This is a genomic window from Thiomicrospira sp. ALE5, assembly GCF_900112445.1.
GTDB lineage: Bacteria > Pseudomonadota > Gammaproteobacteria > Thiomicrospirales > Thiomicrospiraceae > Thiomicrospira.
Genome location: NZ_FOYY01000003.1, coordinates 422,383 through 445,756 on the forward strand (window position 1 = coordinate 422,383; position 23,374 = coordinate 445,756).

Consider the following 23,374-nt stretch of genomic DNA (forward strand, 5'->3'; position numbering starts at 1 on the left):
TTCCTATGAAAAGTTGCTAGAGTGATACTCTTACAAACCGTGCCAAACCCAAATAATATTAAGGAATGTCACTGTTAAACGTTACTTAAAAACTGTTAAAATTTTAACATAAGCTTGTTAGATAATAAGACCTAAACTTGTTCAGGATACTAATTGAAAGGAAAAATCATGACCACTAAACATTGCAAACTGTTAATTCTTGGTTCTGGCCCCGCCGGTTATTCAGCAGCCGTGTATGCTGCGCGAGCTAACCTCAACCCTGTTATCGTAACAGGCTTACAACAAGGGGGCCAACTTACCACAACAACAGAAGTTGACAACTGGCCAGGTGATCCGGAGGGCTTAACAGGCCCAGACTTAATGGTACGCATGCAACAACACGCTGAACGTTTTGGTACTGAAATCCTATTTGATCATATTCACACTGCAGACTTATCACAGCGTCCATTTAAGTTAACTGGCGATAGCGGTGAATACACGTGTGATGCGTTGATTATTGCAACGGGTGCGTCCGCAAAATATCTAGGGTTGGACTCAGAAAAAGCATTTATGGGCAAAGGCGTATCGGCTTGTGCAACCTGTGATGGTTTTTTCTATCGTAATCAAAAAGTCGCCGTGGTCGGTGGGGGTAATACGGCTGTAGAAGAAGCCTTGTACTTGTCCAATATTGCGTCTGAGGTCACGGTTATTCACCGTCGTGACAAATTTAGCAGTGAAAAAATACTTTCTGATCAACTAATCAAAAAATCCCAAGAAGGCAATATAAAAATTATTTATAATCATGTGGTGGATGAGGTATTAGGCGACAAAATGGGCGTAACCGGTTTACGAGTTCGTGAACGTGACGGCGACAAAACACAGGATTTAGAGCTAGCAGGTATTTTTATTGCTATAGGCCATACACCCAACACCAGTATCTTTGCAGACCAACTTGAAATGGTGAATGGTTACATTAAGGTTAAAAGCGGTTTAGATGGCAATGCAACAGCGACCTCCGTGCCTGGTGTTTTTGCAGCTGGCGATGTGATGGATCAAGTCTATAAGCAAGCCATCACCTCTGCGGGCGCGGGTTGCATGGCAGCGCTAGACGTTGAAAAATACTTAGAATCTCTCGAAAAGTGAATCACTTCTTACATAGTTAGATAGGACTCCCTATGCAGCATCAAAACAACAACGATATTCTTACCAAACTGATTGCTGCACTACCCGAGGTTAAAGGTTACCTTAGCGAACTAGATAACCAAGACCTCTGGTGGACTACCGTCGCTATGGTAGGCAAAATTAACAACCAAAACATTGACCCGCAGCTTTTGGTATCTATAGTTGAAACTCAAGAAGAGTTTCAACGGCTGCGTGACAAAATGATGTCTGCGCTTATTGAACGTTATGAAAGTCAGGCCAAGTCTGATTTACAACTCAAAACACAGGCCATCATTGACATCATTAATCGCAATCTTTTTGAACGAACGGCTGACGTAGGGTTTTTAACCGAAGACCAGTCAATCAAAGACTTTTTGTCCATCGCCTCCCCCGATGAAACACAAAAACACGCCATTCATAAACGTCTTGCCGAATACGTTGCCAAGTATACTGTTTACGATGACATTGCGTTAATTAAGCCAAATTTTACCCTTGCTTACAGTTTAGAGCAGGCCGATACAACTTTTCATTTTAACGATGCTTTTTTACAAGATAGGCGGCTGCAACAGGGACAGTTCGTGGAATACTTTGGCCCCTGTTCTTTCTATAAGCCAAACACACATCACCTGCTCTACGTGAAAGCAATTATTCAAGATAATGACCTCCTGGGTTACTTGATGCTTAATTTCAACTTTTATGATGAAATGCAAGGCATATTTGACACCTTAAATATGGGCAGCTCGGCCTATAAAATGAGATTAACCGACCAGCACGGAACAACACTGGCCAGTAATAACAGCGGCGCTTACCCTGTGTTAAAAACTCAGGGCAAACCCAAATCAACAAAAAACCCTCTTATCCAACAATCGTCTTTAGTTTTAGCACGCGAAACTAAGGGTTATGAAGGATTCAAAGGGTTGCCTTGGTTGGGAGAGGCATCGCTTGATGTTAAGGCCGCTATTCACAACCATCAAAGTTCAGCCATTCAAGATGAATGTAACGAACAAATTGATGAGCAAAGTCCCCTGTTTCTGCACGAACTTACGCAAACGAATTTAATGGTCAAAAACCTGCTGTTAATCGTTATCCTTAACGGCAAAATAAATTCGTTAAAACGCGAGGTCTCTGCTTTTTTACCGGTTTTAGAAAGTTTTCAAGAAATCAGTCAAACTATCTCTGACACATTTAATCGCTTTATCAATCATTTACATAATGTTATTTTGAATATCGTCACCACCAAGCTCGAGAATAGCGCATTACTTTCTGCTGAAATAATGGATCGCAATCTCTATGAGCGCGCCAATGATGTGCGCTGGTGGTCACTTGATGAGCAACTCATTGCTTGCTTGCGTGCAACCCTTCACAACTCGAATGAGTTTGTAAATCTGCAAGTAAAAGCCCAACAAACGCTAACAAAAATTAATAGTTTGTATACTGTTTATACCAACCTTATTTTGATTGATAATGACCACAATATTATCGCAGTATCAAATCCATCTGAATCTCACTGGGTTGGATCAAAGTACCAGCACAAGCATGATCTCGAAGAGTGTTTCAAAATCACCAGTTCTCAAGCTTATAAGGTATCTGACTTTAGCTGTTCTCCATATTATGACAATAAACCCACTTATATCTATTATGCACCGGTTAAAGAATCTAAAACTAACCAGAATCTTGGCGCGATTGCAATCGTATTCGACAGTGAGCCTCAATTTAAAGCCATACTGGATGATTTTGCGCCCGACTTCATGAGAGATTCATTAGCGGCCGCAAGTTTCAGTGCTTTTATAGACAGTAAAGGACATGTTATTTCGTCAAATACGAATAACGTCCAAGCAGGTCAAAAGCTTAAATTACCTGAAAAATTAACCAAATTTACGGCAGGTGAACACGGTATCGTTGAGGTATTGATTAATGACACCCTTTACCTATGCTATTTTTTCATGAGCAAAGGTTATCGAGAATTTAAAAACGAGGATGGATATAGTAATCATGTCATTGCGCTTGCAGGCATTCGTAAATAGATTACGCATGCCCTATTGATTGATAACCTAACTTGCAACAATTAGTGCTCTCGGGTTGCCACAAATTTTAGCTTAGGCCAGCGCTCTTCCATTAATTGCAGATTAACCCGAGTCGGTGCAATATAGACTAGTTGTTCGGCGGCATCATAAGCGACGTTATCACTTACCTTATCAAGAAACTTGGTAATCTCGTTTTTATCACCTATGATCCAGCGCGCAGTAGCGACATTGACGGGTTCAAACTGGCATGCCACCTTATACTCATCAGCTAATCGTTGTGCCACGACTTCAAACTGGAGCACACCCACCGCACCTAAAATTAAATCATTATTGTTGATGGGGCGATAGAGTTGCGTGGCACCCTCTTCAGACAACTGCGTTAAACCCTTTTGCAAGGCCTTCATTTTCATCGGATCCTTTAGGCGTGCGCGACGGAATAACTCTGGCGCAAAGTTTGGGATGCCAGTAAATTTTAAAATTTCGCCTTCGGTAAAGGTATCACCAATCTTAATTGTGCCGTGGTTATGTAAGCCAATAATATCACCCGGATAGGCCTCTTGTGCTTGCTCACGTTTATTGGCTAAGAAAGTAATCGCTTTGGAAATTTTAACGTCCTTACCAATCCGCACGTGTTTGAGTTTTTTGCCTGCTTCATACTTACCGGATACGATGCGCATAAATGCAACACGATCTCGGTGTGCGGGATCCATGTTGGCTTGAATTTTAAATACAAAACCGGTCATTTTGTCTTCGTCTGCTTTAACAAATCGGTCTTCCGTTTCACGACCTTTGGGCGGCGGTGCATATAAAGCAAAACCGTCGAGCAACTCTTGTAGTCCAAAGTTATTGACCGCCGAGCCAAAAAATACCGGCGTCAGTTTACCTGCTAAAAAACGTTCTAAGTCAAACTCATGACTGGCACCCCGAACAAGCTCTATTTCATCACGCAACTCATCGGCCATATCGCCAATTAATTCATCCAGTCTTGGATTATCTAAACCTTTAATTAACTCACCTTCACCAGCTCGCTGACCATCGGCCTGTGCAAACAAGCGAATGGAATCGTCATACAAATGGTAAATACCTTTAAAACGCTTACCCATCCCTATCGGCCAAGTCATTGGGGCGCATTCGATTTTCAAAACGTCTTCCACCTCATCCAACAACTCAATAGGTTCTTTACCTTCGCGATCGAGTTTATTGATGAAGGTTAAGATAGGGGTATCACGTAAGCGGCAAACCTCCATCAGCTTAATCGTACGATCTTCGACACCTTTAGCCACATCAATCACCATCAGTGCCGAATCCACTGCAGTCAGTACACGGTAGGTATCTTCAGAAAAGTCTTCATGCCCTGGTGTATCTAGCAGGTTCATCATGGCATCTTTATAAGGGAACTGCATTACGGATGAAGCAACTGAAATACCACGCTCTTGTTCCATTTTCATCCAATCAGATGTCGCACCCCGTTCAGTTTTACGACTTTTAACCGCACCGGCCATCTGGATCGCACCACCGTATAGCAATAGCTTCTCGGTTACTGTGGTTTTACCCGCATCGGGGTGAGAAATGATTGCAAAGGTGCGACGACGAGTGGTTTCTAATATCATTGACATGACTTCAATCTACTACTAAATATACAGTTGAAAATAAAACAGCAGTCTCAAAATGATTTGAGACTGCTGCTAAAAACATTAAGCAAGGTAACTATTCGGGCGTTTTGCGTTTTGCTTCTTGTGCTAAAAAGTCCTTGTAGAGTTCATCTTCCGACAAGTCTTCCGCATTGCCCTCTTTTTTAACCGGTGGCATTAAGTCCTGTTTTGAAACGCCCAACAACAAGGCGGTATTGCCGGCAACATAGATCGAGGAATAGGTACCGACTATGACACCAATAATTAACGCCGTTGCGAAACCATGGATAATTTCACCACCCAGCATAAAAAGGGTAAGCAATACCAACAAGGTCGTTAAGGACGTCATAATAGTACGAGGTAACATATCGTTGAGCGCTTTGTTGGTAACCTCTGCGGCTGTGCCCGTTCGCACAGTTCTAAAGTTTTCCCTTATTCGGTCAAACACCACGATGGTATCATTAAGGGAGTAGCCTATTATGGCCAAAATAGCGGCCAGTACCGTTAAATCAAACTGTATCTGTGTCCAAGCAAATATACCTAATGTAATAACGACATCATGAACTAAGGCAGCAATAGCCCCGACAGAGAATCGATACTCGAAACGCAACGCGACATAAATTAAGATACCAAACAGGGCATAAAGTACTGCCAATGCACCATCTGTAGTTAGCTCTTCACCAACTTGAGGCCCAACAAACTCAACACGACGCATATCAATAACCTGATCCGTGGCAGCTTGCAGCGCAGTAATGACTTCATTGCTTAGTGTTGCTGATGCCATATCATCACGTGGCGCAATCCTGATCAATACTTCTCGGGATGAACCAAAATGCTGTACTTGTGCCTCATCATAGCCTGCCGCGACTAGGTGACTACGAATTTCGGTTAAATCCGCTCCCTGCGGGTATGTCAGCTCAATGATCGTACCACCGGTAAAATCCACACCCAGGTTAAGCCCCTTGTACCACAGACCAAACACCGATGCGATAATAAACAGAATGGATAATAGAACCGCCGGACGGCGCACCTTCATAAAATCTATTTTGCCAAAATCTAGCGGCGCAACACTGGCATCCATCTGACTATCTTGCGTTGACTCACTTGATAAACCCGCTGTACGCTTAAGGGGTGCTACGTTTAATTGCTTACTCATGCTTCACTCCTAAATCCACAGCTTGGTAACACGTTTGTTGCCATAACGCCAGTTTACTAAAGCCCGTGTTAATAAGATGGCAGTAAACATAGAGGTTGCGACACCAATCGTAAGGGTAATCGCAAACCCTTTGATTGGCCCGGTACCAAAACTAAACAACACAATGGCCGCGATCAATGTGGTGATATTGGCATCCGCAATGGTGACAAAGGCTTTTTCATAACCCGCATGAATGGCCGTTTGAATCGAACTTTTCTTCATTTCCTCACGTATTCGCTCAAATATCAAGACGTTGGCATCCACCGCCATCCCGACCGTTAATACAATCCCTGCGATACCTGGTAGTGTAAGAGTTGCCTGTAGTAAAGATAATACTGCAACAATCACAACCAAGTTTACAGTTAGTGCCACATTGGCAATCATCCCAAAGGCCTTATAACGCCATGCCATAACGATAAGCACCAAAATAAAGCCCACAATCACCGACATCAAACCTTGATTGATGTTGTCCTGACCTAGGCTGGGCCCTACTGTTCGTTCTTCAACAATTTCCATCGGTGCCGCCAAAGCGCCAGCACGAAGTAACAACGCTAGGTTTTGCGCTTCTTGCGAACTTGATAAACCAGTGATTTGGAAGCGATTTGCAAACTGATCACGAATAACCGCGGCGTTGATAACATCGCGCGTAACAGTTCGCTCACGTATTTCTTCGCCATCTCGCTCAATTGTTTCAACACGGCTTTCAATAAAAACCACCGCCATGCGATTACCAATGTTATCGCGTGTCGTCGCTAACATTCTGCGACCACCAGCACCATCAAGCGTTACACTCACTTGTGGTGAACCTTGTTGGGCATCGATCCCAGACTGGGCGTTAATGACACTTTCACCGGTCACAATAACATTACGTTGCAGCAGAATAGGGCGTCCATCACGGAAATTAAATAACTGTGTATTCGGTGGCACGGCACCCGTGCGTTCAGCACGCTCCGCATCGCCGCGCTCGTCCACTAAGCGGAACTCTAGCGTCGCCGTCGCACCCAGGATTTCTTTAGCACGCGCGGTATCCTGCACACCGGGTAACTGCACCACTATCCGGCGCTCACCCTGTTGCTGAATGACCGGTTCTGCCACGCCCAATTCGTTAATACGATTACGCAAGGTTGTGATGTTTTGTTGCAATGCAAAACGCTTCGTCTCAGCAATGACGCTGTCTGCCAAACGCATTTCAACCATAGCCTCGCCCTCTTCATCAAGCGCACGGGTTTGTAATTCCCCTCCCATCTCACGATTGATAATTACAAGCCCCTGGTCACGCGCTTCAGACGAACGGAAAATAACCCGTAGTGTTTCATCTTGATATTCAACTGTTTGATAACGTACACGTTCATCCCTTAGCAGATTACGCACCTCATCATCAAAACGTCGATAGGCGTTGGCAACAGCCGCATCCATATCAACATCCATTAAAAAGTGCACACCGCCACGCAAGTCGAGTCCAAGGTACATTGGCTGGCCACCCAACGCCCGCAACCAACTGGGTGTCGCTGGGGCAAGGTTCAAAGCGACAATAGCTTGACGACCAAATAACTCCCGCATCAAATCACTTGCTTGCAACTGTGTATCAACATCATCAAAACGAATCAGATATTGATTACCATCAAAGTTCAACTGCTTTGAAACCAGGCCTGCTTGAGCAAGACGCTGTTCAATCTGCTCAGTCGTATTGGCATTAAATTGGTCAGCTTGCACAGACGAAATCTGGACAGAAGGATCGTCACCATACATATTTGGCATTGCATAGGTCAGACCCACTACAATGACGGCAATAACTAGCAGATATTTCCAAGCCGGAAAACGATTTGAGATGATCTGACGTTGCGATTCAAACATAAAACAAGCCTTTAGCTAAATTGGGCTATAGAAAGTGGGCTACTCATAATATTTCCGCGATGAAAAAAGGGGCCAATGCCCCTTTCATCAACCAAGTCACATTACTTGGTTTCTTTATTTTCAGTAGCGGCTGACTCAGCGGTATCGTCCGTTTTGTCGTCCGATTTGCTCTCTGTTTTGGAATCGGTATCAGCAGATTTACCGCCAACACCCGCTGTTTTTAAGGTGCCTTTTGGCAATAGACGTGCAATATTTTGACGGTCTAGTTTAACAATAACGTTCGGCGCAATTTCAAGTTCACAAAAAGCGTCATCCAAGTCACGAATCTTCCCGCCAATACCACCATAGGTAATAACTTCGTCGCCTTTTTGAACTTCGCTCACTAGTTTACGGTGTTCTTTAACCTTTTTCTGTTGTGGGCGAATCAACAAGAAATAGAAGATCACAAACAACAAAATTAACGGAATAAGGCCTTCCCAGCCTGCTCCACCCGAACCGCCGCCATCAGCCAATGCACTGCTAATAAAAAAATCCATGCCCTACTCCTTAAAATTCAAAAATAAACAATCGCCGTATTTTGGCACAACTTACCCTAAAAATCAGCTTTTTTAACCCTATTTAACTGGCTCGCGTTACAAGGGCGGTACTTCAAGACCACGCGCCATATAGAAGTCCACTACAAATTGCTCAAAACGCTGTTCTGCAATTGATTGGCGAATGTCGCGCATCAGCGTCTGATAATAATGTAAATTGTGAATCGTATTGAGCCGTGCGCCCTGAATTTCGCCACATTTATCTAAATGATGCAAATAGGCGCGGGTATAGTTTTTACAGGTATAACAATCGCATTGAGCGTCAATCGGCTCAAGGCTGGTTTTATTCACGGCATTACGAATTTTAACTACGCCGCTGTGGGTAAACAAAAAGCCATTGCGTGCATTGCGCGTAGGAATCACGCAATCAAACATATCAATGCCCCGACGCACTGCCTCGACAATATCTTCAGGCTTGCCGACACCCATTAAATAACGGGGTTTGTCTTTTGGCAATAATGGCTCAGTCGCATCCAGCACGCGCTTCATGTCTTCTTTCGGTTCACCCACCGACAAACCGCCAATCGCATAACCATCAAAACCAATTTGTTGTAATTTTTCAGCCGATTCTTTTCTTAAATCAGCACACATACCACCCTGCACTATGCCAAATAAGGCCGATGGATTATCACCATGGGCATCTTTAGAACGCTGCGCCCAACGTAACGATAACCGCATAGATACATCCGCTTCAATATGACTAGCAGGATAAGGGGTACATTCATCAAAAATCATCACAATATCCGAACCCAAATCGCGCTGAATTTGCATTGATTCTTCCGGGCCCATAAATATTTTGGAACCATTAACTGGGTTCGCGAAGGTGACGCCTTCTTCGGTAATCTTGCGCATCTTACCCAAGCTAAACACCTGAAAACCGCCAGAATCGGTCAAAATTGGCCCTTGCCAATGCATAAAATCATGCAAATCGCCGTGCAATTTAATAATCTCGGTACCTGGTCTGATCGCCAAATGAAAGGTATTACCCAGAATAATCTGCGCGCCGGTATCCGTAATCTCTTCTGGTGTCATACCCTTGACCGAACCATAGGTACCAACCGGCATAAAGGCAGGCGTTTCAACCGTCCCGCGCGCAAACTTTAGTCGTCCACGCCGCGCACGACCATCCTGCTTGTCTAATTCAAATTTCATTTAAACCTTATTCCTGACTAGATTATTCAATGCGCTTACACCTATGTGCCCCGACTCCTTCGGCTTTTTGCTGCGCAAAAGAGGCGTCGCTGGAGCACATAGGCTCCGCTTCAACGGCGTAAAACTTGATAAATTCATTCTTCTCTGCTGAGCGCTTTGTTAAACACCAACATCGCATCACCATAACTAAAAAAACGATAACGCTGTTCAACGGCATGACGATAGGCCGCCATGGTTTGTTGATAACCAGCCAAAGCGCTCACTAACATAATCAGTGTTGATTCAGGTAGATGAAAATTGGTTAACAGCACATCCACCTGCTGAAATTGATAGCCCGGGCTAATAAAAATATCGGTATCGCCGGTATAAGGTTGAAGTTGGCCATTTTTAGACGCCGATTCCAAACACCGCACCGAGGTCGTCCCTACCGCAATCACGCGCCCACCCTTGGCTCGTGCGGCCTTCACCTGTTCGACCAGACCTGGTTGCACTTCTAACCACTCCGAGTGCATAGTATGCTGGCTAATGTCATCAACTTGTACAGGCTTGAAGGTGCCCGCGCCGACGTGCAACGTCACAAAACCTATGCCCGCCCCTTTAGCCTTGATTGCGGCAAGTATGGCTTCATCAAAATGCAAACCCGCTGTGGGCGCGGCAACCGCGCCAGGCCTGGCGGCATAGACGGTTTGATAACGGTTTTTATCAGTGTCAGTATCCGGCCGTTCAATATAAGGCGGCAGTGGCATGTGGCCATGCGCTTCGACCCATTCAAGTGGTGTTTTCGCAGGATCAAACGCCACTAAAAACAACGCCCCTTCGCGCCCCACTACCTCGACTTCAAACGCATTTTCTATCCACAACTTTGCACCCGCTTTAGGCGACTTAGATGAGCGAATATGACACAAAGCCTGGGTATCGTTAATGATGCGCTCAATAAGCAACTCAATTTGCCCGCCGGTCGCTTTTTGACCAAACAGCCGTGCCGGAATGACTTTAGTGTTATTGAAGACTAAAAGGTCATGCGGCTCAATAAAATCAAGAATATCAACAAACTGCTTATCCTGAAGCCTATCACCTTCTAGCACCAATAATCGACTAGCATGACGTTCAGCTGTTGGCTGCTGTGCGATCAATTCATCGGGCAATTCAAAATAAAAATCTTGGCGTTTCAATGACAGTACCTTCAACAAGGGTTACTAATAAAATCGCGCTATTTTGACCGATTTAGCGTTAAAAAACCAGCCAATAAAAAAGCCAGAGATAGATCTCTGGCTTACCAACAACAAAATCAAGTCTAAAATTAGAGGTTTAGAATTGTTCTGTTTAATTCCTGCGATGTTGAAATGACCTGCGCACTGGCCTGATAGGTGCGTTGTAACTGAATCATTTTTACCAGCTCACCAGCCACATCCACGTTGGAAAATTCAAGTGCACCCGCTCTAACATTACCAACCGTACCGGTTCCAGCACGCGAGATTTGCACTGGCCCCGAAGCAAAGGATTCGGCATACATTTGACCGCCGAGTTTTTCAAGCGAGTTTAAATCATTAAAATTACCCAAGGCGAGTTGAGCAACCGCCACATTTCGACCGTTTGAGTAACGTGCTTCAATCGTACCATTTGAATCGATAGATACTCCCACCAAATCACCGATTCTAAAACCATTCTGTGTAACACCACGCAGTAAGTTATCACCCGCAAACTGGGTCATATCATTAAAATTGACGCTGATTTGAAAGTTTTCAGGCGTACCTACAATCTCTCCTCCCAAAGGATCGGTTGCACCATTTAGCGGATTAATTAAAAAATTTAAAGTGGGCTGACCCTGAACGGCTGCCCAACCAGCGGTTAATGCTAAATCACGCGTGTCAACCGGTGTATCCTCATCAAACACAGCAACACCTGCTGCTGTTGCAGGGTCGTCTCCTGCAGCATAATCAACAGGTTGATACGCGCCTAAATATTGACCATTCGTATCAAAACGTAGCTCATAGACTTGGCCATTAAAGCCGCCTACACCTAAGGGATCGCCATTGGTAGAGGCCAGTTCACCTGTTAAATTTCCATCTCGATCAGCAACTGTGTATTGAACAAGCCACGAAGTGTATTTTTGTCCTTCCGAATTAGGTACGCCATTCACTTCTTCAGGCACAACATCACGTTTAAAAAAATTGGCCTGAAGAACATGCTCTCCACCTAAACTATCAAATATAGTCGTTGGGTAAGTAAAATCTGGAAAGCCTTGGTACGAACCATCCGGACCTGTGGGATTTAGCAGGCGTTGCAAGTTATTTGTTGCACCTACGGAATGGTCATCATCATCATCGTCAATTGATTGAAGATTTTGATCAACATTACGAAGTGACTGACCATTAAGGTTAATATTGTAGGTCATTTCATCCGTTGCTCTTGGTGTTCTATTGAGATCGGCCAAGTTGATTGGATTTAACGCAGTTTCAAATACTGGATTGGTTTCAGTGGACAAAGCTTGGTTAAGGTTAAAACCAAGTAAATTGTTACCGGTTTGATCAGTTACAAAGCCATCTTTATCAAGTTTAAATGAACCATTTCTCGTATATAAGTTATTGTATTGGCCACTGCTATCTTCCAAAATAAAGAAACCTTCCCCATCCACAGCCAGGTCTAATTCCCTACCCGTTGCCGTAATGGTGCCTTGACCAAAATCTTGCACAATTCTATTAACCAACACCCCATTGCCAGGTGAGTTTTGCGCTCCTGAAAACAAATCAGCAAATTCAGCACGCGAGGTCTTAAAACCAACTGTCTGTGAGTTGGCCAAATTATTAGAAACAACTGACAAACCTTGCGACATGGCATTGATACCACTCAAAGCATTGAAATAATAAACCGCCATTATACTTCTCCTCTAAACGAATTCTTTGGCTAACCGCCTTAGCCACCAATTTCACGAACGGCCTTCATAGATACCCTTTCACCCGTCGATAGGGTTAACAACATATCGCCGTCGGGTTCAACACTAACGGACTGAACCTGCGTACCTAACACCGTTTTAACCGGCTGAATCTCGCCATCACCATCAAAACCAAATGCCACAACACGGTAATTATTACTGGGTGCCATGCTGCCGTTATTGTCAAGACCATCCCAACTAAACCCTGTTTCACCACTATTCAATAACCCAGGGTAATCTAGCTGTCGAACCACACCGCGATTATCTGTAATCACAATCTGCACATTACTCAAACTCTGATCAGTGCTTAGACGCATCCCACTAGCTTGCCCTTCGGTATGAGACATCACCTCACCTTGCGCTTGAACATTTTTGCCAATTAAGCTGCTGGCTTGCATTAATTGCAAGTTTTGAAAGCCGGCTGTCATCGCCATGACAGAACGGTTTAACTCTGTTGTGGCTTCTAGCTGGCTCATTTGGGTTAAATCACTGACAAACGCGGTCGGATCCATAGGTTGCGTCGGGTCTTGATTCATAAGCTGCGTGGTCAGTAACATTAAAAATTCTTTTTGACCCATTTCCTGACTTGGCGCAAATGCGCCCGCGTTACTCGGCGTACTCAAGGATTCTTTAACACCCGTACTAATCGGTAGCGTATTCATAATCTATTCCTTATTTTCCTAATTGAATGGTACGCAACGCCAACTGTTTAACGGTATTAAGCACCTCAACATTGGTTTCGTAATTACGCGATGCAGCCATCATGTTTGCCATTTCTTCAACTACATTTACATTGGGGCGGAAAATATAACCTTCTTCATTAGCCATAGGATGATTGGGCAAATACTCTTTTACCAATGGCTGAGGGTTTTCGGTAATATCCAGCACCCTTACACCGCCTTTTGGCAACCCCCTCTCACCTTGCAACACCGCTTCAAAAATAGGCTGTTTTGATCGAAACGTGTCTTCCTGATTGCTGCTGATACTATCGACATTCGCCATATTTGAGGCAATGGTATTGAGTCGCACCGTTTGTGCATGCATCGCCGAACCCGAAATAGACATGGTATTAAATAATGACATGACCTTAATCCCCTCTGAGCGCACCTTTGATGCGCTGAATACGATTATCAATAAACTCAAGTGTTGTTTGGTACATTAAAGCGTTGTCGGTAAACAATGTTTGCTCAATATGAGTCTCAACCGTATTACCGTCGATTGATGGCTGAGTAGGCATGCGATATTGAACTAAACCTGACGCACCCCCATCAGCACTTCCGATATGAGCTCCATGTGTTCTAGCCATTCCCATGGTATTCTGATCTGCTAAGGCACCTGTCATGGCCGCACGAAAATCAATGTCACGTGCTTTAAAATGAGGGGTCTCCGCATTGGCCAAATTACTGGCTAGCAGCTCGGTGCGCTGTTGGCGCAATCTGAGCGCCTGCTCGTGAACTCCAAATACATTGTCAAACATAGCTATTCACCTAAATTCTAATGTAGATTATTAAGCAAACTCAGTGCCAAAAACTGTTTTAAGAGACAAGTATTACAAAATCTTCACGACGCCCTGTCATGGCAAACGCGCTACTATATAGACACTATGAAATCAAAGATTTAAACCAAAACTAAACGGGATAAACACAATGAGCAATAATTCACTGGATAATGCCTATCCCTATGTCGTACTGGGCATGGGATGCTTTTGGGGTGCTGAAAAAAGAATGTTGACGCTTGAGGGCGTCATGGATGTGGAGTCTGGCTACGCAAATGGTGAAATTACCGCCAGCTATGAGGCGATTCTCGCTCATGAACGCCAGTTGCGCTTAGGATTAAGTGATTTAAAAAACCATGTTGAAGTGGTTAAAGTATGGTTTGACCCGGCAAAAACTACCCTTGAACACGTATTAGCGCGATTTTGGGAAAGTCACAACCCCACCCAAGGAGATCGTCAAGGTAACGATATCGGCAGTAATTACCGCAGTGCCATTTTTACCGCCAGTGACCAAGACTTGCCGATTGCTGAGGCCAGTAAGGCAACCTATCAACAGGCTTTGACTGCAGCAGGCCTGCCTAAGATCACCACTGAAATCACCCGATTAACTCACTACACCCCCGCCGAGACTTACCACCAACGCTATTTACAAAAGAACCCCAATGGCTATTGCGGGTTAGGCGGTACTGGCGTAGCCTATCCCTCTGCAACAAGATTCAATCCTTATCCTAATAGCTGTTTAGTTATCTATGGCGCCAGTAAAAATCACACTACCGAGGCTTTTTTACACGCCATACTTGAAACCTATCCTTTGCCGTTTGAGATACGCCGCGTCAATACGGCAAGCAACACAGCAACCGACACGCCACTGACTTTGCAGTTTGAACACCATGGCCGCCCTGTTGGTGAATTTACCGGCCCATATGATGCGCCCTATGAGGCATTTTGGCGCTGGTTAGGTCAGTATCTATTAACCGAGGAACAACAATATATCGCCTTTTCACAAGGTACTGAACGCCCTTTTTGTGGCCCCTATTTAACGGAAAAACGGCGCGGCTGGTTCCTTGACCCTTTGTCAGGCGTAGCCTTGTTCCATAGTGATACCAAATTTGATAGCGGCACTGGCTGGCCCAGTTTTTATGACGTAATGCCCAATGCGGTGAGCCTCGTAAAAGATCGCTCTCATGGCATGATTAGAACGGAAGTGCGCAGTGCCAGTACCGGCATTCATTTGGGTCATGTGTTTGAAGATGGCCCTGCCCCCACCCATTTACGCTACTGCATTAACGGCCAGGTACTCTTATTTAAACATGATAAAAAATAGAGTGCTAGACATAAAAAGGTAACATGCTATTTGCAAATGGGCTTATTCACTCTACAATAATGCAATAACCTACTAATTCACTCGGAAATAGCATGTCAGCTTTTACACCCTTTCAACAACCCTTTTGCCAACTAGGCTCAACATTCTTTCGACACTGTCAGCCTGAACCGCTCGTTGACGCCCACTGGATAGCCCGCAATGAAGCGCTGATTGCACAACACGCCATCGCTTTCGACGACAAAACCCTACTTAATTTAGCCAGTGGAATCCTTGACGATTCGCACGAGCCCATTGCACAAAAATACACCGGACATCAGTTTGGATACTACAACCCCGATTTAGGTGATGGTCGCGGCCTATTGTTAGGACAAGGATCACAACAACATGATATTCCCTATGATTGGCATTTAAAAGGCGCGGGGCGTACGCCTTTTTCACGTGGCGGTGACGGTCGTGCAGTCCTCCGCTCATGTATTCGAGAATATTTGGCGAGTGAGGCTATGGCCGGACTTGGCATTCCAACCAGTCGCGCATTAAGCGTGGTGAGCAATCAAGAAACCGTGTGGCGAGAAGGACCGGAAGCCCGTGCAGCGCTACTACGGTTAACCCCAAGTCATATTCGCTTTGGTCATTTTGAATGGGCCGCTGAAGTTGGTGCCGATGCCAGTAAACAACTGGCTGATTACGTTATTGCCCAACATTTTGTTCATTTAGCTGATTCACCCAACCCCTATGCGGCATTACTACGCCAAATTGTGGTCAGCACGGCCCAGCTTATTGCTAAATGGCAAAGCGTTGGCTTTAATCACGGTGTCATGAATACCGACAACTTTTCAATCTTAGGCGAAACCTTCGATTATGGCCCCTACGGATTTTTAGATGATTGTCAGATAGGTTACATTTGTAATCACTCTGACCATGCAGGCCGCTATGCCTACAACGAACAACCGCAAATAGGTTTATGGAATTGTCAGGTCTTAGCCGCCAGCTTTGCCAACCTGATTCCAAGTGAGGCTACGCGTAGCGCCATTATTAATGACTATGTCAGTGAATATAACAACCACTACATCCATTTAATGCGCCAAAAACTTGGCTTGACTCAGACTCAGCCAAGCGACAAAGAATTAGTCGCCAAACTGATTGTTTTGATGGATAAGCACCGACTAGATTGGAGCTGCACTTGGCGTGAATTGGCGCAAGATTTTGAAGCACAACAAGCCAGTCAACTCAGCGATTACCAGGCCTGGTGGCGGGACTATCAAGCAAGACTAGACTTTGAAACGTCATCAGAAAATGACCGCAACATGTTGATTTTAAACAACAATCCCCAGCTTATTTTACGAAACTATATTGCCCAAGAAGCGATTGAGCGAGCAGAATCTGGGGATACCCATTGGGTAGATGATTTACGCCAAGCCTTGCAAAACCCTTTTGAGGTTTCAACGCAATGGCAAGACTACAGTAATAGACCAAGCCTACAACAAAAAGGTTTACGTTTAAGCTGTTCGTCCTAATTGATTTAGCAAACTCTCCGCAATAAGCTTTTCTAGGTTTAACAAAATAACCATCTTAGCCTTATCTTGCTGATCTTTAATACTCGTCAATCCAAGGATATACTGCTGGTCGACATTGGATGAAATATCGGGTGCGGGTTGCAAGTTTTCAGTATCAAATGTCTTAACATCGGACACAGCATCCACCACCAATCCTAGTGTTCTGACATCATCTCCCTGCCCCATTTGCACAACAATTACCACCGTGGTTACAGTAAAAGACGCATCAAGTTTAAACTTTGTTCTTAAATCAATCACCGGCACCAAGGTTCCACGCAAATCAATGACCCCGCGCACGTAATCTGGTACATTGGGTAAGGGATCAGGCTCATGCCATCCGCGAATTTCTTGCACGCACAAAATATTGATGGCGTATTGCTCAGGCCCGAGCATAAAGGTTAAAAATTCTTGTTGGTTGCGACTCATAATGTTTTACCTTGTTAGCTATCTAAACTTGAAAATAAGCAATTAACCCATATAGGGTTATCATAACCCAATTTCGTCCAACTTTAAGCAGATAGAGAAGACACATGATTAATAATGACTGGCAGACCTTTTTAACCGCTCAACAAGCCACTCTAAACGAACAGGGTGCGATTACAGCATTACAGTTTCCTGAACTAGAGCGGACTATCCTAACTCATGGTCCGGCATTAACCAGCCTTGCCCATGATGCGCTGCTTGAAGTCAGTGGCGACGACGCGCTCAGTTTTTTAAATGGTCAATTTACCAATGACATAAAACTCGTTAGCGAGGACCAGGCCTGCTATAGCGCCTACTGTGACCCAAAAGGTCAGGTTCTAGCAATCATGTTAGTTTTTAAAATGGGCGACAACTATTATCTAAGCTTTGATGGCAGCCTCAAGGACACCATCCAAAAACGTCTACAAATGTTTATTATGCGCTCTAAAGTAACCCTAACCGATGTCAGCCAAGACTGGATCAAAATTGGCTATGCCGGCCAGTTTGCCGATTTAGAAATTCAGCGTCGCCTGGATGTTAAATTGAAAAAATTGCTTAATACGGCCCAAGCAAAAGATGAAGGCTTTCCCGACCTAACCTTGATTAAAGTACCCGGACCCTATCATAGTTATGAAATTTTTGCGCCCGTTGCAACAGCACAAAAAGCCTGGGATGCACTTAAACGCAATGGTGAAGCGACCAACTCTCTGGATTGGCGATTGCTAAAAATCTTAGCTGGCATTCCCAGTGTTAATGCCCAGACGTCTGGACAATTTATTGCCCAGTTTTTGAATCTTGATAAGCTTGAGCAAATCAATTTCAAAAAAGGCTGTTATCCCGGGCAGGAAATTATTGCGCGCTTGCATTATCGTAGCCAACCCAGCAAACGCATGTTTCGCTTAAAGCTCGCCCAATTGGTTGATCTTGAACCGGGGTCAGAGTTAAGTCTAATGGACGACAATGAGAAAAAACATAAGTTTGAAGTCGTCTCGGCCACCGCTGATATCTTTAGCGGCACACAAGTGCTCGCCGTCGCTACGGTTAAATCACTTGAAGCCGCAATTGGCCAACTGCAAAGCGAAGCAACAGGCCTGGTGACCATCGAACCCCACCCTTATCCGATGGTATCTGTTGAAGATTAAGCCAGCTTTTTAGCCCTGGATTTTGGCTGAGTCGCTTCTTGTTCAGCCAATTTAGCAAAAAACTGGTTGAGTGCCTTGGGTAACTTAAGCACTTTTTTAGCGCGCGTAATCGCAACATAAAGCACATTCAGTTGCTCTTGATAATCAGGCGCATCGACCTCCGGCACCTCAAAATCGGATGCTAAGAGCACCTGCTCAAAGCCCAAGCCTTTTGCTTTGTGCACCGTACTAATAAAAACCTGTGATGCTTGGCGTGACCCCGACGCACAGTGTTGATGCAAACGTGCAATACGCGCTAGCGTTTGCTCTCGGTGGGTTTCTACAAATTTAATAATATTTTTCCATTCATTTTTCTGTGCCTCATCCGCCACCTGAGTAAACTCTTGCCAACTGGTAAAAATCGCCAAATCACTGACCTTCACCTGCTGTAATTTACCCCGATAGAGTGCAAACGCTGATTCAATCAATTTTGCGACTTGATCCAATCCACCATTAATTTCAAAGGTAATTTTACGTTCAATACAAAACTCGGCCACTTCAAACACCTTAGCATTGGTACGACATAGCACGGTATAGGCGGCATAAGGATCAAAATGCGTGTTCACAGGATAGTCTTTAGCCAAGCCTTTTAACTCACGCTGCTCGCCCGTTTGTTGCAACAGTAAATTGGCTAGCTTGGCAATATGCTGCCCAAAACGAAAGGATTGCGTCAGTGGATAATGCTGTTTAGGCTCGCCTAACAAACTCGCGCTGGCTTTGCGCCAAGTATAAATTTGCTGATGCTGATCACCCACCCAAATTTTTTGCGCCTGTTGCTGTGTCAGCAAGGCTTTAAGCACCTGATTGGTATCCTGGGCTTCATCTAAAAATAACAGCTGATAACTTAATTGCGGACGACGTAACTGAAACAGCTTCAAATAGCCATCATGGGTAATTGCACAAGGATGGGCTTCATCAAACATGGCCTGAGCAAGCGCACGTACACTGGCAATCAGCGGGGTTAAGAATGCGCTTTGCTCATGTGGCTTAAGCGTTCGTAACCACTCTTGCAGCGACTCAGGGGCATGAGACGCATCGGGTTCGCTATCCGCAGAATTGCAAAAACCACTCAGAGTTTCACTAATGGCTAGATTTATTTGAAAACGACTACGTCCAAAGGTGGGCCAATTAGCTGTCTTCTCAGCATAGGCTTCAATATCTTGAAAGGGAATAAAACCGCCGCCGGCACGCAGCTTTTGCAACATAGGCTGACTCGGTTGCACGACATAACGATACGCTAGACTATGCGCTGTTCGACACTCCACCCAATTAGGAAATAAGGCTTGGGCTTCTTGCGCTATCGCTTTGTTAAAGGCGAGATACAAGGTTTTTTTAAACGGTTGATGTTGTGCTATCGCATTAAGCGTCGCCGTTTTACTGGTGCCAGCAAAGGCAGGCACCGCAAAGCTTTTGCCTGCCATAGCGGCCTCAATAATCGCCACTTGCTCTAATGTGGCTGCAAATCCATCAACTTTATAATCGCTCATCCAGGCTGAGCTGAGGAGATTGGTGTCACATCATCCGCGGGTTGAACCGCTTCAGGTGTTGGTTTTTTCGGCCACAAATAGGACCCCAAAATCATACCCGCGATAGCCATAAAGAAACCAATAAAGTGCGCAGGTAAGCTCTCTTCTAGGCCTGGGAACAGATATTCTAAACTTAACCAAGTGACCACACCCAAAGCAATCCCTAACAACGCACCGCCATTACTGGCTTTCTTCCAATATAGACCCGCTACTAAAGGCACAAATGCCACCACCAGGGTGACTTTGTAGGCATTTTCAACCATCTTATGAATAGAGGTTTCTTGTTCCAGCGACCAAAGCGTATAAATGGCGACCAGCAAGGCAAACGCAATCACCACACCACGGGTTAGCAATAATAAATAACGATCGCTTAAGCCTTTGATGAAGTCTTTTAAGATGTTCTCAGAAATAATCACCGATGGCGCCAACATGGTTGCCGAGGCGGTAGACATAATCACTGATAATAAGGCACCATAAAAAATAACCTGTGCATACAAGGGTAAATGTTCTTTCACCAAATATGGCAAGACTAACTGGGCATCTATCGCCATAAAGTGATTAACCAAGTCTGGATTAATTAAGAACGCCGAATAACCCAAGAAAATAGGCACAGCAGCAAACACCAAATAAATCAACCCGCCACTAATGGTACCCCAGGCCGCAATCGATTCATTCTTTGCCGTGTTTGCACGTTGAAACACGTCTTGTTGAGCAATTGAGCCCAAGCCCATTGTCAGCAACGCTGACATAAATGCCAGCATTGCAATGGTATTTAAATCAGGCATAAACACAAAACGTTCAGCCTGAGCCGCATGCTCAATGACCGGCATCACCCCACCAGTCATTCCAGACAAGTACCAAGCGATAAATAGCAGGCCTAGTACAATCACAATCATCTGCACAAAGGTCGTTACCGCAACGGACCACATACCACCGAATAATGTGTAAATGAGTACCACACCTGTGCCAATTAAAATGCCGTTAAAAACACTAATAGAACCATCTGACAGCACATTAAACACAATACCCAGCGCCATAATCTGTGCCGACACCCAACCCAAATAGGACACTGCAATCGCCACTGATGCAATCAACTCAACATTACGATTGAAGCGAATGCGATAAAAGTCGCCAAGGGTTAACAGATTCATGCGATAGAGTTTACGCGCTAGAAACACCCCAAACAATATTAAGCACAAGGCGGCCCCAAAGGGATCGGCAATAATGCCGCCTAGCCCATCTTGTAAAAACTCTGCTGGTACCCCTAACACCGTTTCAGCGCCAAACCAGATTGCAAACACCATCGCCGTTACCATCCATATAGGTAGACTGCGTCCGGCCGATACGTAATCGCCCATATTTTTGACTTTAGTTGCGGCTAACAAACCAATCACAATAGCCACAAATAAATACAACGCCGTAAAGGTAATTAACATAGGATGATGCCCTCAGAAGCCTGCTGAAAACGGAAGTCCGGCCTAAATGTGAAATATAACAAAAAAATGACAATTTGAAGTAAAAAAAAACCCTATCCAAACATGGATAGGGTCTTGAAATGTGGTGGGTCGTGAGCGACTCGAACGCTCGACCAATTGGTTAAAAGCCAACTGCTCTACCAACTGAGCTAACGACCCTCGTTGATATGGTGCGTATTATACATTCCAACCTAGGAAGCGCAAGCCTTTTCTTAACTTTTTGTGACATTTTTTTATTATGAAAAATACGAGAACCAGAGGACACAAAAAATCAATTACTTAACAAGAATTAAGCTTGGTATCGCGTCGGATCATCCAGGCCTGCTTGAGAAAAACCCTGCTTGCGTAACCGACATGAATCACATAACCCACAAGCACGTCCTTGCTCATCAGCACTGTAACAAGACACTGTTTGACTGTAATCCACACCCAAACTAACGCCAAGTTTAATAATTTCGGCTTTTGACAACGCAATAAGTGGGGTTTGAACTACCACGCCATGACCTTCCACACCGGCTTTAGTCGCTAAATTAGCAAGAGATTGAAAAGCATCAATAAACTCTGGTCGACAATCAGGATAACCTGAGTAGTCAACGGCATTGACACCCACAAATAAAGCATCGGCATCGAGAACTTCACACACCCCTAATGCATAGGCTAAAAATATTGTATTACGCGCAGGCACATAGGTAATGGGGATTTGATCGGTTACGCCGTCAACTGGCACCGATAAACTGTGGTCCGTTAAAGCAGAACCACCAATGCTACCTAAATCAATTGGCACGACTCGGTGTGACTTTGCGCCATATTGCATTGAAAGGTCTGCCGCCGCCGCCAGTTCCGCCGTATGACGTTGCCCATAAGCAAAGCTCAGCGTATGACACTGGTAGCCTTCACTTCGTGCTAGTGCAAGCAAGGTGACAGAATCTAATCCACCTGATAACAAAATGACGGCGGTTTTATCTACCGTCGCCATTAGTTTAGCACCTGCAGGCGCGTCAGGCGTTCTTGAGCACTCTGTGCCGTCCGGCTTTGCGGAAATGATTCAAGCACACGATTGTAAAACTCAACCGCTTGGTCTAGGTTATTCAACCCGACTAAACTATCACCACCACGTAATAGTGCATTTTGTAATCGAGAATGATCATTAAAGTCGTTAATAATCACCTCAAAAGCTTGCAACGCTTGGCCAAAGTCTTGCTGAATCAACCAAGATTCACCCAACCAATAATACGCATCTGCGGTTAAATTTTCACTTGGATAACGCTCAATAAACGCCATTAAGGCTTGCTGTGCCGCCTCATAGTCGCCTGTTCCTAAAAGCGCAAAAGCCTGATCGTATTCCTGCTGCATTGAATCTGTTGCAGAAGGCATCTCACCCATTGAATCACCCGATTCCACTGGGCTAGGCTGCCCAAGAACAAAACCCTCCCTAACATCAGCAGAGTCATCCGTTAAAGAAGAATCAGATACGGCCAAGTCAGTCCCCCACTCCTCGACAGCAGACATTCGCTTGTCGTCAACCCTATCATGATTCTTAACAACTGAACCAGCAAGTTCTAATTTTGTTTCGAGTTCAGCTAATCTCTGACTAGACTGCTCGATGTGGCGTTCAAGTTGGCGCTGTAACTGCTGATTTTGAAACAACAAACGATCAAGACGATCTTGTATTTCAGCAAGTTCATTAGCTTGAAAATCTAGGCGTTGACCTAATTGAATTGTAATGGGATTGTTAGTAATCTGTTCAAGGCGCTCAACGCGTTGATCCAACGTCTGGGCTAACACCCAAGTTGGCGTTATCAAACCTACTACCACTATCCACTTATGCATAACAACC

Annotated in this window: 19 protein-coding genes, 1 tRNA gene and 1 pseudogene; 5 read left to right on the forward strand and 16 right to left on the reverse strand. The window is 44.7% G+C overall.

The annotated features are described in order from the left end of the window. The first annotated feature begins 168 nt into the window (after window positions 1-168). Window positions 169-1,122 (forward strand): thioredoxin-disulfide reductase, encoded by a 954-nt coding sequence (gene trxB, locus BM293_RS02200; RefSeq protein ID WP_093446485.1) that lies wholly within the window; start codon window positions 169-171, stop codon window positions 1,120-1,122. A gap of 32 nt (window positions 1,123-1,154) precedes the next feature. After that, a complete protein-coding gene (locus BM293_RS02205) occupies window positions 1,155-3,164 on the forward strand; it encodes a cache domain-containing protein (protein WP_093446487.1) in 2,010 nt (669 codons plus the stop codon). Between the two features lie 41 nt (window positions 3,165-3,205). Here BM293_RS02205 and BM293_RS02210 read toward each other — a convergent pair whose 3' ends face one another. From BM293_RS02210 to flgB, 10 genes and pseudogenes are all read right to left on the reverse strand, one after another. Then, on the reverse strand, window positions 3,206-4,780 hold the full coding sequence (locus BM293_RS02210) for a peptide chain release factor 3 (RefSeq protein ID WP_093446488.1): 1,575 nt from the start codon (window positions 4,778-4,780) through the stop codon (window positions 3,206-3,208). Between the two features lie 91 nt (window positions 4,781-4,871). Continuing rightward, window positions 4,872-5,876, reverse strand: coding sequence for a protein translocase subunit SecF (secF, locus tag BM293_RS02215; RefSeq protein ID WP_093447829.1), 1,005 nt, complete (start codon window positions 5,874-5,876; stop codon window positions 4,872-4,874). Between the two features lie 84 nt (window positions 5,877-5,960). Next, a complete protein-coding gene (gene secD / locus BM293_RS02220; protein ID WP_093446490.1) occupies window positions 5,961-7,844 on the reverse strand; it encodes a protein translocase subunit SecD in 1,884 nt (627 codons plus the stop codon). A 218-nt stretch (window positions 7,845-8,062) separates the two neighbouring features. Further along, a pseudogene (gene yajC / locus BM293_RS02225) lies at window positions 8,063-8,380 on the reverse strand (preprotein translocase subunit YajC); the annotation flags it as partial. 96 nt (window positions 8,381-8,476) lie between these two features. Then, window positions 8,477-9,589 carry a tRNA guanosine(34) transglycosylase Tgt gene (gene tgt / locus BM293_RS02230; protein WP_093446493.1) on the reverse strand — a complete coding sequence of 371 codons (1,113 nt, stop codon included), beginning with the start codon at window positions 9,587-9,589 and terminating at the stop codon, window positions 8,477-8,479. Window positions 9,590-9,723: 134 nt separating this feature from the next. Next, window positions 9,724-10,761 (reverse strand): tRNA preQ1(34) S-adenosylmethionine ribosyltransferase-isomerase QueA, encoded by a 1,038-nt coding sequence (queA, locus tag BM293_RS02235; RefSeq protein WP_093446494.1) that lies wholly within the window; start codon window positions 10,759-10,761, stop codon window positions 9,724-9,726. A gap of 128 nt (window positions 10,762-10,889) precedes the next feature. Further along, a complete protein-coding gene (locus tag BM293_RS02240; RefSeq protein ID WP_093446496.1) occupies window positions 10,890-12,464 on the reverse strand; it encodes a flagellar hook protein FlgE in 1,575 nt (524 codons plus the stop codon). Between the two features lie 38 nt (window positions 12,465-12,502). Then, on the reverse strand, window positions 12,503-13,183 hold the full coding sequence (locus tag BM293_RS02245; protein ID WP_093446497.1) for a flagellar hook assembly protein FlgD: 681 nt from the start codon (window positions 13,181-13,183) through the stop codon (window positions 12,503-12,505). Window positions 13,184-13,193: 10 nt separating this feature from the next. Further along, a complete protein-coding gene (gene flgC / locus BM293_RS02250; protein ID WP_093446499.1) occupies window positions 13,194-13,604 on the reverse strand; it encodes a flagellar basal body rod protein FlgC in 411 nt (136 codons plus the stop codon). 4 nt (window positions 13,605-13,608) lie between these two features. Beyond that, a complete protein-coding gene (gene flgB / locus BM293_RS02255) occupies window positions 13,609-13,998 on the reverse strand; it encodes a flagellar basal body rod protein FlgB (RefSeq protein ID WP_093446500.1) in 390 nt (129 codons plus the stop codon). A 169-nt stretch (window positions 13,999-14,167) separates the two neighbouring features. On the opposite strand from flgB, the gene msrA reads away from it, so the two are divergent. After that, window positions 14,168-15,340: a peptide-methionine (S)-S-oxide reductase MsrA gene (msrA, locus tag BM293_RS02260; protein ID WP_093446502.1), complete on the forward strand. Its 1,173-nt coding sequence runs from the start codon at window positions 14,168-14,170 to the stop codon at window positions 15,338-15,340. A gap of 92 nt (window positions 15,341-15,432) precedes the next feature. Continuing rightward, window positions 15,433-16,854, forward strand: a complete 1,422-nt coding sequence (locus BM293_RS02265; RefSeq protein WP_093446503.1) for a protein adenylyltransferase SelO — start codon at window positions 15,433-15,435, stop codon at window positions 16,852-16,854. On the opposite strand, the gene BM293_RS02270 is transcribed toward BM293_RS02265, so the two are convergent. Further along, window positions 16,837-17,319, reverse strand: a complete 483-nt coding sequence (locus BM293_RS02270) for a chemotaxis protein CheW (protein ID WP_093446505.1) — start codon at window positions 17,317-17,319, stop codon at window positions 16,837-16,839. The genes BM293_RS02265 and BM293_RS02270 overlap by 18 nt on opposite strands. 104 nt (window positions 17,320-17,423) lie before the next feature. On the opposite strand from BM293_RS02270, the gene BM293_RS02275 reads away from it, so the two are divergent. Further along, window positions 17,424-18,497: a CAF17-like 4Fe-4S cluster assembly/insertion protein YgfZ gene (locus BM293_RS02275; RefSeq protein ID WP_093446506.1), complete on the forward strand. Its 1,074-nt coding sequence runs from the start codon at window positions 17,424-17,426 to the stop codon at window positions 18,495-18,497. On the opposite strand, the gene BM293_RS02280 is transcribed toward BM293_RS02275, so the two are convergent. The 5 genes from BM293_RS02280 to ybgF form a co-directional block, all read right to left on the reverse strand. Then, the gene (locus BM293_RS02280) at window positions 18,494-20,023 is read right to left on the reverse strand and encodes a 3'-5' exonuclease (RefSeq protein ID WP_093446508.1); all 1,530 of its coding nucleotides are present in this window, start codon (window positions 20,021-20,023) and stop codon (window positions 18,494-18,496) included. The two genes, BM293_RS02275 and BM293_RS02280, sit on opposite strands and share 4 nt — an antisense overlap. Beyond that, window positions 20,020-21,498 carry a high affinity choline transporter 1 gene (locus BM293_RS02285; RefSeq protein ID WP_093446509.1) on the reverse strand — a complete coding sequence of 493 codons (1,479 nt, stop codon included), beginning with the start codon at window positions 21,496-21,498 and terminating at the stop codon, window positions 20,020-20,022. Before BM293_RS02285 ends, BM293_RS02280 begins: the two co-directional genes overlap by 4 nt. A 122-nt stretch (window positions 21,499-21,620) precedes the next feature. After that, window positions 21,621-21,696 (reverse strand) — tRNA-Lys (locus BM293_RS02290). Window positions 21,697-21,826: 130 nt separating this feature from the next. Then, a complete protein-coding gene (queC, locus tag BM293_RS02295) occupies window positions 21,827-22,513 on the reverse strand; it encodes a 7-cyano-7-deazaguanine synthase QueC (protein ID WP_093446511.1) in 687 nt (228 codons plus the stop codon). Further along, the gene (gene ybgF, locus BM293_RS02300) at window positions 22,513-23,367 is read right to left on the reverse strand and encodes a tol-pal system protein YbgF (RefSeq protein WP_093446512.1); all 855 of its coding nucleotides are present in this window, start codon (window positions 23,365-23,367) and stop codon (window positions 22,513-22,515) included. Before ybgF ends, queC begins: the two co-directional genes overlap by 1 nt. Between the last annotated feature and the right edge of the window lie 7 nt (window positions 23,368-23,374).